Raw genomic sequence first — 15,756 nt, 5'->3', positions numbered from 1 at the left:
GTGCTGTCACAGACCGCACAGGCTGGTGACAGCCACTCTTCGAGACGGAGGCCGCCGCCTCAGCCCTGCCTCACCCTTGCCTCACCCTTCCAGGAACGCCGCCAGCGAGTTCGCCAGCAGATACGGGTCATCCGCGGCGCACAGCTCCCGCGCGCTGTGCATCGACAGGATGGCCACGCCGATGTCGACGGTCTTGATGCCGTGGCGGGCCGCCGTGATGGGGCCGATGGTGGTGCCGCAGGGCATGGAGTTGTTGGAGACGAAGGACTGGAAGGGGACGCCGGCCTTGTCGCAGGCGGCGGCGAACACCGCGCGGCCCGCACCGTCCGTGGCGTAGCGGTTGTTGACGTTCACCTTGAGGATGGGCCCGCCGCCCGCGCGCGGGTGGTGCGTCGGGTCGTGCCGCTCGGCGTAGTTGGGGTGGACGGCGTGGCCCGTGTCGGAGGACAGGCAGACGCTGCCCGCGAAGGCCCGCGCCCGGTCCTCGTACGCGCCGCCGCGGGCGAACACCGAGCGCTCCAGCACCGAACCGAGCAGCGGGCCGTCCGCGCCCGTGTCGGACTGCGAGCCGTTCTCCTCGTGGTCGAAGGCCGCGAGGACGGGGATGCAGGGCAGCGTCACATCACCGGCGGCCTCGGCGGTGGCGATCGCGACGAGTGCCGCCGCGGCCGCGTGCACGGACAGCAGGTTGTCCATGCGCGGGCCCGCCACGAGTTCCTTGTCGCGGCCCAGGTAGGCGGGCGCCTCGACGGAGTGCGTCATCAGGTCCCAGCCGGTGACGTCGCCCGAGTCCAGGCCCGACTCCCGCTCCAGGAAGGAGATGAGGTCGCCGTCTCGGACGTCGTTGCCGAGGCCCCAGATCGGCTGCAGATGGCGCTGTTTGTCGAGCTTGAGGCCCTCGGACGACACCGAACGGTCCAGGTGGATGGCGAGCTGGGGGACCCGGAGCAGCGGGCGGTCGATGTTCACGAGGCGGGTCGAGCCGTCGCGGAGGGAGAGGCGGCCGGCGAGGCCCAGGTCGCGGTCCAGCCAGGAGTTGAGCAGCGGGCCGCCGTAGATCTCGACGGCGACCTGACGCCAGCCGTGCGCGCCGCTGTCGGGCAGCGGCTTCACTCTCAGGTTGGGGGAGTCGGTGTGCGCGCCCACGATACGGAAGGGGGTGTGCGGCTCGGCGCCCTCGGGGACGTACCAGGCGACGATGGCGCCGCCGCGCAGCACATACCGGCCGCCGGCCGTACCGTCCCACGCGTCCGTCTCCGCGACCTGGCGGAAGCCGGCCTTCTCCAGCCGCTCGGCGGCGTTCGCCACGGCGTGGTACGGCGACGGACTGGCCGCCAGGAAGGTCATGAGGTCGTCGGTGTGGCCGCGGTCGAAGCGGGCGACTGTGCTGCTCATGGGTTCACCTTAACGACGTACGAGGGCCCGCTCCCGGGGATGGGGAGCGGGCCCTCGTAAGGGGGCTGTGGAAGAGTCGGACCCCTTACCGGACGGACAGGCTCCGCTTAGTCGCCCAACTCGGCCGGAAGCGGCATCAACCACCCCGCGGGGCAGTCACCCCAAGGGGTACGGGGCCTAGAACGCCGCCTCGTCCAGCTCCATCAGATCCAGGTCGACGCCCTCGGCGACCTTGCGGGCCAGGGTCACCCCCGGCAGGACGTTGGCCGCGAAGAACCTCGCCGCCGCGATCTTGCCGGTGTAGAAGGCCTTGTCCTTGGCCGAGGCGCCGGACTGAAGCTTTTCCGCCGCGACCGCCGCGCCCCTGAGGAGCAGGTAGCCGACGATCACGTCACCGGAGGCCATCAGCAGGCGGGTGGTGTTGAGCCCCACCTTGTAGATGTTCTTGACGTCCTGCTCGGTGGCCGCGAGGTCCGTCAGCATCAGGCCGACGATCGCCTCCAGCTCCACCGCGGCCTTGGCGAGGTGGTCGCGGGCGCCCGCCAGTTCCTCGCCGCCCTCGCCGAGTGCCAGGAACTTCTTGATCTCCTCGGCGAGCGAGTTCAGCGCGGCACCCTGGTTGCGGACGATCTTCCGGAAGAAGAAGTCCTGGCCCTGGATCGCGGTCGTGCCCTCGTACAGGGTGTCGATCTTGGCGTCGCGGATGTACTGCTCGATCGGGTACTCCTGCAGGAAGCCGGAGCCGCCGAACGTCTGCAGCGACTGGGCGAGCTGCTCGTAGCCCTTCTCGGAGCCGTAGCCCTTGACGATCGGCAGGAGCAGGTCGTTCAGCGCGTGCTCCGCCGAGGCGTCCTCGCCGTTCGCCTCCTTCACGGCGATGGCGTCCTGCACCGACGCCGTGTGGAGCACGAGGGCGCGCATGCCCTCCGCGTACGCCTTCTGCGTCATCAGCGAGCGGCGCACGTCCGGGTGGTGCGTGATGGTGACCTTGGGGGCGGCCTTGTCCATGAAGTTCGCCAGGTCCGGGCCCTGGACGCGCTCCTTGGCGTACTCCAGCGCGTTCAGGTAGCCCGTCGACAGCGTGGAGATCGCCTTCGTGCCGACCATCATCCGCGCGAACTCGATGATGCGGAACATCTGGCGGATGCCGTCGTGCTTGTCACCGATCAGCCAGCCCTTGGCGGGGTGACGGTCGCCGAAGGTCATCTCGCAGGTGTTGGAGGCCTTCAGGCCCATCTTGTGCTCGACGTTCGTGGCGTACACGCCGTTGCGCTCGCCCAGCTCGCCGGTCTCGAAGTCGAAGAGGTACTTGGGCACGAGGAAGAGGGAGAGCCCCTTGGTGCCGGGCCCGGCACCCTCGGGCCGGGCCAGCACGTAGTGGAGGATGTTCTCCTCCATGTCGTGCTCACCGGACGTGATGAAGCGCTTCACGCCCTCGATGTGCCAGGAGCCGTCCTCCTGCTGGACGGCCTTGGTGCGCCCGGCGCCCACGTCCGAACCGGCGTCCGGCTCGGTGAGCACCATGGTGGAGCCCCAGGTCCTCTCGACCGCGATCTCGGCGATCTTCCGCTGCTCCTCGGTGCCCTCGTCGAACAGGATGCGGGCGAAGGCCGGACCGGACGCGTACATCCAGATCGCCGGGTTGGCGCCGAGGATCAGTTCCGCGTACGCCCAGATCAGGGACGGCGGAGCGGTCGTGCCGCCGACCTCCTCGGGCAGGCCCAGACGCCAGTACTCCGCGTCCATGAAGGCCTTGTAGCTCTTCTTGAAGGACGCCGGGACCGGAGCGGTGCCGGTCTCCGGGTCGAAGACCGGCGGGTTGCGGTCGGCGTCCGCGAAGGACTCGGCCAGCTCGTTCTCCGCGAGGCGGGTGAGCTCTTCCAGGATGCTCCTGGCGGTGTCCGCGTCCATCTCCGCGAACGGGCCGGTGCCGTACAGCTTGTCGCGCCCGAGTACTTCGAAGAGGTTGAACTCGATGTCGCGGAGATTCGACTTGTAGTGCCCCATGGCGACAGCTCCGTGGAGAGATCGGCGAGGCACTGTCTCCTCGCGGCTGGTTCATCTACTAACAAGTAGCTACGGCTACCGATGATGCTACCCATGGGTAATAAGAAGCAAGCCTGATCGGGGCAACTGTGACTGGTTACTCTTTGCGGCATGTACGGATACGGCCAGCCGATGGGCGGTACAGACCCGCAGCAGCAGTACGCCCCGCCGCCGCAGCAGCCGATGGGCGGCGGGTACGGGCAGCAGACGCCGCTGTACCCCGAGCCGTCCCCGCCGTCGCTCGCGGACGCGGTGCGGGCCTTCACCACGGGTCAGACGTCCGCCGAGGACTTCCAGCAGGTCTTCGCGACGTCCAAGGTCTACTGCCCACGCGGTGACAACCCCGGCTTCCTCGCGCTGCACAACACGCAGCAGCCCGTGATCCCGATGTTCACCTCGCTCAAGGAGCTGCGCCGGTACGCCGGCAAGGAGTCCAAGTACTTCGTGATCACCGGCGCCGAGGTCATCGACCTGCTGCCCACCGGCTACGGCTTCGTGCTCGACATGGAGGGCGAGCACCGCATGGTCTTCGACGCGAAGGCGGTCGAGCAGATGGTCGAGTTCGCGATGCGGCGCATGTACGGCTGACGCGTACGGCTGGACATGTACGGCCAGGTATCGGACGCCCGGAGGGAATGCCCTCCGGGCGTCCTGCGTTTGGGGTGGCAGAAAGTTCAACAATCAACTAACCTGAGCGCACAAGGAGGTACCGACATGCCTGCAGTAATCGACGGGATCTTCGACCACCAGGACAGCCAGGGCGGTGGCGGCACCATCACCAACGGCGACACCCAGTGGATGACGGCCGGCTCCGGCCTCCTCCACATCGAGGCGCCGCCGGAGCAGCTCGTCCTGTCGGGCGGCCTCTTCCACGGCCTCCAGCTGTGGGTGAACCTCCCGGCCAAGGACAAGATGATGGCCCCGAGATACCAGGACATCCGGGGCGGCCAGGTCCAGCTGCTCACCTCCCCCGACGGCGGCGCGCTCCTGCGCGTCATCGCCGGTGAGCTGGACGGTCACCAGGGCCCCGGTATCACGCACACCCCGATCACGATGATCCACGCGACGCTGGCACCCGGCGCGGAGATCACGCTGCCGTGGCGCGAGGACTTCAACGGCCTCGCGTACGTGCTGGCGGGCAAGGGCTCGGTGGGCGCGGAGCGCCGTCCGATCCACCTGGGCCAGACGGCGGTCTTCGGCGCGGGCGGCTCCCTGACGGTCCGCGCGGACGAGAAGCAGGACGCCCACACGCCGGACCTGGAGGTCGTCCTGCTGGGCGGACAGCCGATCCGTGAGCCGATGGCCCACTACGGCCCGTTCGTGATGAACACCAGGGACGAGCTCCAGCAGGCGTTCGACGACTTCCAGAAGGGGCGGCTGGGGACGATTCCGGCCGTGCACGGGATGTCGGAGGGCGGGCTGTAGGGCTTGCTGGGGCTACATGCGGACGAGCCCGTCTGGACAGGGCCGGGGCTCGTCCGCGCCTGCCCGGTTCAGGACGATGACGGCGGCAACCAGCAGGGTCATGGATTCGAGGGCGGGCGGGAGTGCTTTGGGCTGGTCGTCAGTCTGCGGCTGAGCCACTGTCCCGTCCCTTCGTTGGCCGGTTGGTGGGCCGCTTCGGCCTACTGATCAGCGGTACGTACGATTTCGATCGCGAGCGCGCCAAGGGCTTCCTTCTCGGGTGGGTAGATGGCTCGGATGTTGTTGAGCTGCTGGTCTCGGGTGGCGGTGGGGTTGACGTTGGCCGGGCCTTCGCCGTCAAGCAGGGCCGCGAAGCCGGGGTACTCGGTGACCCGCTTGACCTTCACGTCGCAGGTTTCGTCGGTGCCCTTGATCCGGAAGCGGATGATGTCGCCGACGGTGAGGTCTGCGAGGTGCGGGTATTTCACCCGCACCTCGATGGTCTTGGTGCCCGCGGCGACGAGGTCGAAGTACTGGCGGTAGAGGTTGAGCTCGCGGACGCGGGCACTGGTGTCGGTCATGGGGCGGAAACGCTCCTGGGGGCCGGCGCGGTCATCATGCGGCTGATTTCGGCGGCCAAGTACGAGCGGAAGAAGTGGCGGGGGTCGGACAGCAAGGTATCGGTCATGGTCAGCAGCTGCTCGGCGTACTTCGCGATGGTGCCGGGCCACTGACGGGTGTCGAGCATCCAGTCGGTGGCGCCCTCGGGCAGGGGAGCGCGGCCCTCGCGGATCAACGACTTGGACAGCTTGGCGCCGGTGTCGGTGAGGACTTGGGGGCAGAACAGCCGAGCCGGGAGCTGTCCGCGGGTGAGGCCGACTGCTTGGAGGGCTTCGTCGACGAGGTGGGAGCCGAAGACCCAGTCGCCGCCCTTGACCATGACATGCAGGGTGCCGTGCGGGCTGGACAGGGCCAACTCCTTGACCATGTTGCGGTACAGAGTGGCCAAGTCGAGGTAGGCGCCTCCGGTTGGGGTGATGGTGGCCTGGTGGCAGACGGCGGCCACGTGCGCGGTCTCGCGGTCGGTGAGGTGCACGTGGGTGCGTTCAGCGTGTTTCTCGGCCCAGCCGCAGCCGGGCTGCGGGCAGGGGATGCGCAGGTGTGGGATGCCGGTGGAAGGGGCGAGCCACCAGCGTGCGGCGTCGAGGCGGGGCAGGAGCCGTAGCCACGTGCAGCGGAAGTACGCGTCGGCCTGCTGCTGGCTGTAGGTCTCGACTCGGTGTGGGATGCCCAGTCGTCGCGAGAGGGCTGTGAACAGGGGCTGATAGAGGGCGGCGACAAGGTCGCTGAGCTTGTCGTTCAACCCCGCTGGTTCACCCGACCTGCTGCGTCCGCCGACGCTCGACCACCCTGGTGATCACTGGTCAGCCCGTTCCGGCCTGAGTTGACATACGTCGAGACTTCCGCCATGACGGACAACTCCAACCTCCGTGTCACACCCCGTGGTTAGCATGCCGCGCATGACTGACACCCGGTTGATCAAGAGCAGTGTGAATCCATCCGAGACGAACATCCAGGACTTCGTCGTGGCTCATGTGAAGGGTCGGCCACTGGTGGTGTGCGCCACCCACGTCCACGAGGTATGGACATGGGACATGGCGAGCGACGAGTGGGTGGAGCGCCCGCTGGCGGATTTCGACAACGGGGCTTACGGGATTCCGGTGTATCCGGACTTCCTGCATGTCGCCGTGGCGGTCGTCGATGGGCGGGTGCTGTTCGCTGCCGGCGGGGCACGTCAGGGGCCGGGCCTATGGGACCTGATGAGCGGCGATCTGCTGAACGCCCCGCCGGAGTTCCGCACTTGGGTTCACGGTGGGCTGGCTATGTTCCAGGACGGCCAGCGTACGGTCCTGGTGGCCGGTGGTTCAGGTCCCGCGGTGTGGGTCTGGGACCCGTCCGATGACGAGGTGGAGCCGTGGGGTCCCTCGGATGACGAGTACGCCGAGGAACAGGAGCCGCGAGAGCTTCCCGGGCATGGTGACGATGTGCGCGGTCTCGCGGTGGGGCTGCTGCGCGGGAGGCCGGTCGTGGTGTCGAGCAGCGACAATATTCTGCTGTCGGACCTTGAGTCCGGGGAACTGCTGCACGAGTGGTCTGCCGACGGGTTGGTCCACGCTGTCGCGCTTTCCGAGATCGGTGGCCGCCCCGTTGTGCTGGCAGTGATGGAATCCGACGAGACTGCTGGAGAGATACGGGTCTGGGACGCGGTCGACGGCGACCTGATCGAAGATTTCTCCACGGGCCATACCGACCGTGTTTCCGCAGTGGACGTCGCGGTGATCGGAGATCGGACCCTCGCGGTCACAGGCAGCGACGACGGGACGGTCCGGGTCTTCGACCTCTCCGACGGTCAGCAGATCGGGGCACCACTCGCCCACGAGGGCGAAGTCTGGACCGTGGCGGTAACACCGCTGGAGGGACGTCAGGTCGTACTCACGGCAGGACGAGGCGGTGCCGTACGCGTCTGGGACCCGTTGCCCTGACGACGCATGGGGCCTGCCTCTGCCCGTGGTCGGCCTGCGGCTGACCACGGGTTTGGCGTTCTCCACACGGCAGAACGGCCTTGGGGTGATCATGTGTGCTGTCGAGGCGCTGTGATCCAAACCCAAGACCGTGAAGGTGAGTCTGCCGAGCTTGTCTTTTACCTCGGGAGTCGAACGGCGTCCCGAACGGTGTCACTCACCAGGGAGTTTTCGGGGCAGGCGGATGGCCTTTGTATGAGCATGCGTTCCGCCACGGAATCACGTTCATACAAGGGCCGCGCAGAGGTGAGTGTGCTGCACGACGATGCCCGGCGGGACGCGTTCGACTTCGCGTCACACTTCCGGGAGGACCTGTACGCGTGCTTCACCGCACGCGGTGACACCCTGTTCGAGCTGTGCGACGCGATGCTCTGCGAGAACGGGCCGGTGACCTCGCCGGTCGACCTGACGCTGCTGGCCGAACACCGGCGTGGGCACGGCGCGTTGTACGACGCGCTCAACCAGGGCCGCATCGACGTGGGCGGGCTGCGCAAGGCGCTGGGCCGGAGTTCCGCTTCGCCAAGCCGGACACCTGGGCTGAGCCGGACGCCGAGACCGTGCAGGTCACCGACCGCTACGGTACCGCGCAGGCGATGGCCCGGGACCGCATCCACCCGCGGCTCACCACCCGCTCCGCGTGGATCGACCACGTCGGCGAACTTCCCGTCATCGAGGGGACCCTGATCCGCCTGCAGGTGGACCACCTGCCCGGCGGAGGCGACCCGCTGCCCGTCTGACTGTGGTCCTCCAGGACTGGCATGACCAGCGAGGACGTCGACCTGCGGTGGCAAGCGTTCCTCCGCAGGTTCGATCTTGAACATACTTGGCGTTTTGTAAAGCAGACGCTCGGCTGGACGCGTCCCAAGCTGCGTACTCCCGATGCCGCGGACCGCTGGACATGGCTTGTGATCGCGGCGCACACCCTGGGCAAAACGACCAGACGCCCCGAGACCATCGCCGAACGTAATCAACCCAAAGCCCGCAAACCATAAAAGACAAGCTTAAGGGCGTGGATGGTATCCCCAGCCCACCCTCCGGAGTTGCCGACGTGACCGAACTGTCCGCCGCACATGCAGCCGCTGTCACCGACCGGGGGCGGCTCGCTGGAAGCGCCTACAGCAGCGACCGGGATCTGGCTGCCCGCCAGTCGCTTTATCAGTGGCAGGCGCCTCGTTACGACCTGCCGGGCATCGTCGTCGAGCAGCTGAGGGGCGTGCGCGGGCGCGTGGTCGATGTCGGCTGCGGCAACGGCAAGTTCATCCAGCGGCTCCGCGACGACCGGCCCGACCTTGCCCTGCTGGGCCTGGACATCGCTCCTGGCATTCTCGCCGGTGTCCCCCGTCCGGTGGCCGTTGCGGACGCCACCCGCTTGCCACTGGCCACGGGGAGCGCCGATGCCGCCTTGGCGTTGCACATGCTCTACCACGTCCCGGACATCCCTCGGGCGGTGGGGGAGCTGTCCCGCGTGGTCGGCCGTGATGGGCTGGTGATCGCCTCCACCAACAGCGATCGGGACAAGGCCGAACTCGACGACCTGTGGCAGCGGGCTGCAGGCGACGTTCTCGGCACCGGACGCGGCCCAGCCCGCATCTCGCTCAGCGCCCGCTTCTCCCTGGAGAAGGCCCCGGCCTTCCTGGGGGAGGAGTTCGGCCGCTTGGAGACGATTGAACTGCCCGGCATCATCACGGTCCACGATCCCGAACCGGTCATTGCGCACATGGCCTCCTACCGGGCCTGGGCGGACCAGCACGATGTGCCCTTCGACGCCACGATCGAACGGGCACGCACGATCCTTCTCGATCACATCGCCCAGCGCGGGGTCTTCGAGGTCACGTGCTTGGGCGGCATCCTCGTCTGTCGCCGCTGAGGGCCGACTCCACTATCGGGGTCGGCCGGTTCCGTAGGCCGTTCGAAACTCATGGGTTCGTGGGCGGTAGCCTCTCCCTCACCCATGTGCCTCTGCTGGTGGGAGTTGCAGGCGTGAGCGAGCAGGTGCGAGGACACGGTGCCGCATCGGAGAGCGTGAAGCCTCCGGAGATCGGTGACGTTCGGACCGACGATGAGGGCCGGGTCGAGTACTACGACGGCAGCGCGTGGCTTCCGTATGGGGAGTTGCCCGACAACAGCGACCATGGGCTGCACGACATCAAATTCCGGGGCAACGACGGCGTAGGTCCCACGCCCTCGTGAGCGCCCTGTCCCCCGAGGCGTCGCAGCCCCAGGACCCCGTGGCGGTCGGGGAACAGGCGGTCGTCGGCACGCATGCGGACGCCGCTGTCGCTGACATGCGGGCTGTGGCGCGCTGGACGATCATGGCCACTGCGGCCGTCGGCGGACTGTTGCTCGGGGGCTTCCCGCTGGCCGCCATCGGTAAGATCCATGGCCGCGGCGACGTCGCGCTGGCCGCGGGCGGGCTCGGTCTGGCACTGGTGGGGGTGTTCTGGGCGATCTGGTGGACCGGCGAGGTACTGACCCCACGGTTCACCACCCTCCGGTCACTCGATGACCCTTCCCTCGCCGACCTCCGCGCCGAGATCGAGGCTGCCCCCGAGCTGTTCTTCGGCCCGTTCGGCACGACCGTCGACGAACTCGTCCGGTCCTGCCGTCTGCACGCCACCGTGGCCGTGAACCTGACGGAACGTCTCGCCCGGGAGCGGGACGGGGATCGGCACGCCGAACTGAACCGCGCTCTCACCGCGGCTCGCGTCAACGTCGCGCACTCCGCCGCCCGCCGCCGGGCTCTGCTGGAGCTCGTCCATGCCTGGCAGGTGCGCGGAGCCCTGCGCCGGGCCCGGGTGCAGACGATGCTGGGGTCGCTCCTCGTGGTCGTCGGGGCGGTGCTGTTCCTGCTGGCCACCGACGGCGGCTGACCGGCCCGGAGAAGAGGACCGGAGAAGAGTCGGAGAAGAGAGCCGGAGAAGAGAGGGCGAGACGTCTTGGGTAGGTCAGGAGACGACGACGCCATCCGCATGGGTGCCCAGGCCCTGGAGCTGTACGCGCGTTGGGGCGCCGTACGCGATCCTCAGGCGCTCGACGGGGCGATCGCGCTCCTGCGGCGCTGCCGTGACCTCCTGCCCGAGGGGCACCCCGGCCGTCCCATGGCGGTGTCCAACCTGTGCGCGGCGTTACGGGACCGCTATGCGCTGCGCCGGGACGAGGCGGACCTGGACGAGGCGGTGGACTCGGGGCGGCGCGCGGTGGCCTCCGCGTACCCCGGTGATCCGAACCGGTGGATGTACCACGGCAACCTCGCGGGCGCCCTCAACCTGCTGGCCCAGACCCGGCAGTCGAGCGCGGACGCTGTGCTGGACGAGGCCGTCGGATGCGCCCGCGAGGCGGTGCGGTCGGCGCCGCAACCCGTCGCCGTGTTCCACTCCCATCTGGGCGTGGCGCTCACCGCCCGTGCCGCCCGGGGCGGGGACGGCGCCGCCGGGGATGTGCGGGCAGCCGTGGACGCCTTACGCGAAGCCGTACGCGTCACGGATCCGCGTGACCCTCAACTCGCGATGTACCTGACCCACCTCGGGGTGGCGCTACACCAGCGCGCCCGGGGCACGAGGAACCCGCGCGAGCGGGCCGACGATCTCGGGGAGGCGCTGGACCATACCCGACGGGCGGCACGGCTCTGCTCCCCCGACGATCCGGAACACGTCCTGTACCTGGCCAATCTCGCCGCCGTCATGTCGACGAAGGCCGAACACTGCGAGGAGACCGCCGAGTTCGACGCTCTGGTGGACCTGGAGCGCCGCGAACTGGCGGCCGTCCCCGCCGAGTGGCGGGTGCGGCGGATGTGGCTGCTCGTGGTGATGCTGCGGCTGAGGTACGACCGTACGCGCCAGCCGCGCGACATCGACGAAGCCGTCGAGCTCTGCCGGGAGGCGCTCCGGGTGGGTGAGGGCGCTGTCGTCGCGCCGTACCTCTACGAGCTGGGCAGCGCGTACCTCGCGCGCTTCCGGCAGTCGCGGGACCCCGCGGACGGCGACGCCGCGGTCGATTTTGCCCAGCGGGCCGTGTCGGCTGCCGCCGGGCCCGAACGGGAGCGCGCCGAAGGGCTGTTGGCGGAGGCGCTGGCAGTGCGGTACCAGCTCACGCCGGGCGGCGCGGACAGCGGCGGCGGGGACTCGGACAAGGGCGGTGGGGCGCTGGCCGCCGACGGGGACGACGACGGCGACGAAGCCATCGCGGCTCTGGAAGCCGTCCGCCGCCGGCTGCCCCCTGGCAGTGCGGAACTCGCCCTGTGCCTCTCCGAGCTGGGGCTCACCTATATGACACGGGCCATCCGTCTCTGGCATACCGGGGCCGCCGACCCGTCCGAAGCGCTGGACCGGTCCGCCGCCGTCCTCCGGGAGGCGGCGGACCTGCGGGTCCTCGCGGGAGCGCAGGCGCTGCCGGTGCTGTTCAACCTCGGCCGCGTCCTCGGTCTGCTGTACGAGCGCCGCGGCGACGCCGCGCTGCTGGACGAGGCGGTCCGGCGTCTGGAGGAGGCCGTGGCGATCGCGGCCGAGGCCGGGGGCCCGGAGTCGGCGAAGGCGCTCTCCGCGCTCGGTATGGCGCTGCGGCAGCGGGCCGAACACCTCGACAGCGTGTCCGATCTGCACCGGGCGGTGGACCTGACCGGGCAGGCCGTGGAAGCCCTGCCGCCCGGTCATCCGGAGCGCGCGCTGTGGCGTGCGCATCTCTGCACCGCCCTGACCTCCCGGTACCTCCGGCTGAACACGGTGGCGGACCTGGAGGAGGCGGTGCGGGTGGGCCGGGAGGCCGTCGCCGCCGTACCGCCGGGGACACCGCCGTACGACCGGGCTGTCCTGCTGACGAGCCTGGGCGTGGTGCTGCGCAGGAGGTACGAGCGGGCGGGCGCGTTCGCCGACCTGGACGAGGCCGTCGAGGTGCTGCGGGAGGCCGTGGGGGCGGTGGCCCCCGGCAGCGAGGGCGCGGGTGAGGCGGCTGTCAGCCTCTGTCTGGCGCTCGCCGACCGGTACGAACGCACGCAGGCGATCGAGGAGTTGGACGAGGCGGTCGACGCCGGTCGGGTGGCCGTGCACGCGTACCCGCAGGGGCATGCGCGGCGGTTCGTGGCGCTGTCGAATCTGGCCCTGGTCCTCCTGGACCGCTGTGGGCGGCTGGAGCGGCGGGGTGACGCGGACGAGGCCGTCCGCTGCTGCCAGGAGGCCGCCGACACCACCCCGGACGGTCATCCGGTCCGGGGCAGAGCCCTGCTCGTACTCTCCTGGGCCTTCCTCACCCGGTACGACCTGACGCTGTCCGCAACCGATCTGGACGGGGCGATCGAAGCGGCGGAAGCGGCGCTGCGGGTGATCCCCGACGACGACGTGCGTCGCGTGTCCTTCCTCATCACCCTGGCAACGGCGCACTCCTTCGCGGCCGTACAGGGGAGCAGTCACCGTGACCTGGAGAAGGCGTGCGCCTTGTTCCGGGAGGCGGCGGGTGTCGAGGGCGTGCCGGCCAAGGTGCGGTTCTCCGCCGCCGCGCACTGGGGACTGCGGGCCGCCCTGCTGGAGGACTGGGCGCAGGCCGTCGACGCCTACCAGGTGGCGGTCGCCCAGCTTCCGCTGATGGCCTGGCACGGCCTGGAGCTGGAGGACCGCATCAGCGGGCTGGCCGTCTCGGACAGCATCGCCTGCGACGCGGCGGCCGCCGCCCTCTCCGCGGGCCGGCCGGATACGGCGCTGCACCTGCTGGAGCAGGGCCGCGGGGTGCTCCTGGCCCAGGCGGTGGACTCCCGCTTCGACCTGACGGCGCTGGAGGAGCAGGAACCGCGACTGGCCCACCGCATCGCGGAGATCCGCTCCGTCCTCCACTCGGCGGACTCCTCCCTCACCGACCCGACGGCACCCGTCCGCGAGCAGCGGGCCGAGGCCCACCGGCACCGCGAACTGGCCGCCGAGCTGGACGAGCTGACCCGCGACGCGTACCGCCTGCTCGGGCTCGACGACCTCCTGCGGCCGCCCTCTCCCGAGGAACTGCGCGAGGCGGCCGGTGACGGGACCGTGGTCGTCGTCAACACGAGCTTTCTGCGCTGTGACGCGCTCGTCGTCACCCGGGGCGCACTGCGGACCGTACCGCTGCCCGGTCTGAGCCTTGAGGGGCCCGGCGGACTCAAGGAGCGGACGGAGGCGCTGCTCGCCGCGCTCTCCTCGGCGAGCCGGTCCCCGGACGAGGCCGGCCGCGCGCTCCGGGACACCCTGGAGTGGCTGCGGGAGACGGTCGTAGAACCGGTCCTGGCCGGACTGGGACCCGCCAAGCGCCTGGAACCAGGCCGGCTGTGGTGGTGCCCCACCGGCCTGCTCGCACTCCTCCCGCTGCACGCCGCCGGAGAGCTTCCGGAGCGGTACGTCTGCTCGTACACCACGACGCTGCGGTCCCTGGCACAGGCGCGGCGACGGCAGGACGAACGGGATGACCGGGACGACCGGGACGACCGGGACGACCGGGACGCCGGGGAGCGTACGGCCGGTGGTGTCCTGATCGTCGACCAGGCGAGCGTGCCGGGCCTCCAGCCGCTGCCGTTCGCCCGCAAGGAGGCCCTGCGGCTGGTCACGCAGGTGAAGGAGCGGAAGCTGCTGGCCGGGCCCACGGCCGACCGGCGTGCCGTCCGCAGGGCCCTGCCGAACCACTCCTGTCTGCATTTCGCGGGCCACGCCCGCCACGATCCGGCCCGCCCGGCCAGGAGCGGGCTGTTCTGCCACGGAGACCAGCAGCCCGCCCTCCTCACCGTCGAGGACATCGCCCGCCTCCGGCTCGACGCCGCCGACCTGGCCTTCCTGTCGGCCTGCGAGACGGCCCGCGGCACGGCTGGGCTGCCCGATGAGGCCCTGCACCTCGCGGGAGCCCTGCAACTGGCCGGCTTCACCCATGTCGTGGCCGCCCAGTGGATGGCCGAGGACATGACGGCCCAGGAACTGGCCGCGCGCTTCTACAGCGAACTCCGCCGCCCCGACGCCCCCGACCGTCTCGACCCCGCCCGTTCCGCGTTCGCCCTGCATACGGCCGTCCGCCGTATCCGGCAGCAGAACGACGACCCCCTGCTCTGGGCGGCCTACGTGCACACCGGTCCGTGAGTCGCCGCACCGTTGAACGCAGACCGTTGAACGCAGACCGTTCTTCGGGGAGGGGAGCGGTCCGTGTGTCACCCGGGTGGGCCGGTCGCGCACGACAGGTCCGGTCGGTCGTGTTCGGCTGGAGGCGTGCAGGACACCAAGCCGCTGGGCCCGGGCCCCGGGCCCCTGCTCCCCGACCCCGTCCGCCGCCTTGCCGCATGGTGTGCCGTCGTCCTGCTCGTCGCCGGGGTCGTCTATGTCGGGATCCGGCTCTGCGTCGAGTTCCGTACGGCCGTGGTGCCGGTGCTGCTGGCGCTGCTCGGGACCGCGTTGCTGCGGCCGATGCACCGGCGCCTCGTCGGCGCGGGGGTCCACCGGTCGATCGCGGCGGCGGTCACCTGTGTCGCCGTCGTGGCCGTGGTCGGCGGGGCCGTCTACATCGTCGTCGCCGCGATCGTCGACTCCGGTGACCAGATCGTCCACTCGCTCAGGGAGGCGGCACGCTCCCTGAGCGCGCGCTTCGGGCCGGCCGGTAGCTCGTTGGAGGACGTGGCCACCAACGCCCCGAAGCTGCTGGGCAGGTTCGGGGGGACGGCCGCCTCCGGGGTGCTCAGCGGAGTCAGCGTCGTCGGCGAGGCGATCGCCATGGCGGTGCTGGCGCTGCTGCTCGTCTTCTTCTTCCTCCGGGATTTCCACCGGGCCGGGGACGCCCTGCGCGCCGTGGCCCCCGCCGGCACCGCCGACACCCTGGAGGCCATGGCGCGGCGGGCCTTCCACGCCGTCGAGGGTTTCATGCGCGGGACCACCTTCATCGCCCTGATCGACTCCGTCTGCGTCACCGCGGGGCTGCTCATCCTCAGGGTCCCGGGTGCCGTCGGGCTGGGCGCGCTGGTCTTCGTGGGCGCGTACATCCCGTATCTCGGCGCCTTCCTCTCCGGTGCCGTGGCCGTGCTCGTCGCGCTCGCCGACCGCGGGTTCGTCATCGCGCTCTGGGCGCTCGGGGTCATCGTCGCCGTGCAGGCCCTGGAGGGGCACGTCCTCCAGCCGATGGTCCAGAGCCGTACGGTCCAGATGCACCCGGCCGTCGTCATGGTCACCCTCACCGCGGGCGCGTCCGTCGCCGGGATCGTCGGCCTGCTGCTCGCCGTACCGCTGACCGCGGCCGCCTCCGGGGTCGTCCACGAACTGAGGACGCGGTACGAGGCGGGCGAGGCCGAGGACGAGGCGGGCGATGCTGGGGCGGGTGAGACCGGGGCGGAGGAGGCGTGAGC

Annotated in this window: 10 protein-coding genes and 4 pseudogenes; 9 read left to right on the top strand and 5 right to left on the bottom strand. The window is 70.1% G+C overall.

Features of this window, described 5'->3' with window-relative positions:
• Positions 1–81 precede the first annotated feature (81 nt).
• Positions 82–1,395 carry a M18 family aminopeptidase gene (locus tag IE262_RS31775; protein ID WP_189878568.1) on the bottom strand — a complete coding sequence of 438 codons (1,314 nt, stop codon included), beginning with the start codon at positions 1,393–1,395 and terminating at the stop codon, positions 82–84.
• 177 nt (positions 1,396–1,572) lie between these two features.
• Positions 1,573–3,402 carry an acyl-CoA dehydrogenase gene (locus tag IE262_RS31770; RefSeq protein ID WP_134038414.1) on the bottom strand — a complete coding sequence of 610 codons (1,830 nt, stop codon included), beginning with the start codon at positions 3,400–3,402 and terminating at the stop codon, positions 1,573–1,575.
• A gap of 150 nt (positions 3,403–3,552) precedes the next feature.
• Here IE262_RS31770 and IE262_RS31765 point away from each other — a divergent pair, with 150 nt between their 5' ends.
• Both IE262_RS31765 and IE262_RS31760 read left to right on the top strand, forming a co-directional pair.
• Positions 3,553–4,029 (top strand): SseB family protein, encoded by a 477-nt coding sequence (locus IE262_RS31765; RefSeq protein ID WP_134038417.1) that lies wholly within the window; start codon positions 3,553–3,555, stop codon positions 4,027–4,029.
• 135 nt (positions 4,030–4,164) lie between these two features.
• Positions 4,165–4,866: pseudogene (locus IE262_RS31760) on the top strand (pirin family protein); the annotation flags it as partial.
• 60 nt (positions 4,867–4,926) lie between these two features.
• Here IE262_RS31760 and IE262_RS31755 read toward each other — a convergent pair.
• The 3 genes and pseudogenes from IE262_RS31755 to IE262_RS31745 all read right to left on the bottom strand — a co-directional run.
• A pseudogene (locus IE262_RS31755) lies at positions 4,927–5,025 on the bottom strand (NUDIX domain-containing protein); the annotation flags it as partial.
• A gap of 41 nt (positions 5,026–5,066) precedes the next feature.
• Positions 5,067–5,426: an ASCH domain-containing protein gene (locus IE262_RS31750; protein ID WP_189878566.1), complete on the bottom strand. Its 360-nt coding sequence runs from the start codon at positions 5,424–5,426 to the stop codon at positions 5,067–5,069.
• Positions 5,423–6,202: pseudogene (locus IE262_RS31745) on the bottom strand (hypothetical protein); the annotation flags it as partial. The pseudogene IE262_RS31745 and the gene IE262_RS31750, both read right to left, overlap by 4 nt.
• Positions 6,203–6,365: 163 nt before the next feature.
• Here IE262_RS31745 and IE262_RS31740 point away from each other — a divergent pair.
• From IE262_RS31740 to IE262_RS31710, 7 genes and pseudogenes are all read left to right on the top strand, one after another.
• Positions 6,366–7,388, top strand: coding sequence for a WD40 repeat domain-containing protein (locus tag IE262_RS31740; protein ID WP_189878564.1), 1,023 nt, complete (start codon positions 6,366–6,368; stop codon positions 7,386–7,388).
• 285 nt (positions 7,389–7,673) lie between these two features.
• A pseudogene (locus IE262_RS31735) lies at positions 7,674–8,401 on the top strand (transposase); the annotation flags it as partial.
• A 74-nt stretch (positions 8,402–8,475) separates the two neighbouring features.
• Positions 8,476–9,294 (top strand): class I SAM-dependent methyltransferase, encoded by an 819-nt coding sequence (locus IE262_RS31730; protein ID WP_189878562.1) that lies wholly within the window; start codon positions 8,476–8,478, stop codon positions 9,292–9,294.
• 113 nt (positions 9,295–9,407) lie between these two features.
• On the top strand, positions 9,408–9,617 hold the full coding sequence (locus IE262_RS31725; RefSeq protein ID WP_189878560.1) for a hypothetical protein: 210 nt from the start codon (positions 9,408–9,410) through the stop codon (positions 9,615–9,617).
• A complete protein-coding gene (locus tag IE262_RS31720; protein WP_189878557.1) occupies positions 9,614–10,297 on the top strand; it encodes a hypothetical protein in 684 nt (227 codons plus the stop codon). The genes IE262_RS31725 and IE262_RS31720 overlap by 4 nt, the downstream gene beginning before the upstream one ends.
• Before the next feature lie 66 nt (positions 10,298–10,363).
• Positions 10,364–14,506, top strand: a complete 4,143-nt coding sequence (locus tag IE262_RS31715) for a CHAT domain-containing protein (RefSeq protein WP_189878555.1) — start codon at positions 10,364–10,366, stop codon at positions 14,504–14,506.
• 126 nt (positions 14,507–14,632) lie between these two features.
• Complete coding sequence (locus tag IE262_RS31710; RefSeq protein ID WP_229877658.1) at positions 14,633–15,754, top strand: AI-2E family transporter; 1,122 nt, start codon at positions 14,633–14,635, stop codon at positions 15,752–15,754.
• The last annotated feature ends 2 nt before the right edge of the window (positions 15,755–15,756 follow it).

The sequence above is a fragment of the Streptomyces bluensis genome, assembly GCF_014650715.1.
Lineage (GTDB): Bacteria > Actinomycetota > Actinomycetes > Streptomycetales > Streptomycetaceae > Streptomyces > Streptomyces bluensis.
The sequence above is the reverse complement of the archived record's forward strand: the minus strand, read 5'-3'. Positions and strand labels throughout refer to the sequence as shown.

What these genes read in the sequence shown, in the direction of transcription:
- IE262_RS31750 (WP_189878566.1), bottom strand. Translation starts at nt 5,426, where the DNA reads ATGACCGACACCAGTGCCCGCGTCCGCGAGCTCAACCTCTACCGCCAG.
- IE262_RS31770 (WP_134038414.1), bottom strand. Translation starts at nt 3,402, where the DNA reads ATGGGGCACTACAAGTCGAATCTCCGCGACATCGAGTTCAACCTCTTC.
- IE262_RS31740 (WP_189878564.1), top strand. Translation starts at nt 6,366, where the DNA reads ATGACTGACACCCGGTTGATCAAGAGCAGTGTGAATCCATCCGAGACG.
- IE262_RS31765 (WP_134038417.1), top strand. Translation starts at nt 3,553, where the DNA reads ATGTACGGATACGGCCAGCCGATGGGCGGTACAGACCCGCAGCAGCAG.
- IE262_RS31775 (WP_189878568.1), bottom strand. Translation starts at nt 1,395, where the DNA reads ATGAGCAGCACAGTCGCCCGCTTCGACCGCGGCCACACCGACGACCTC.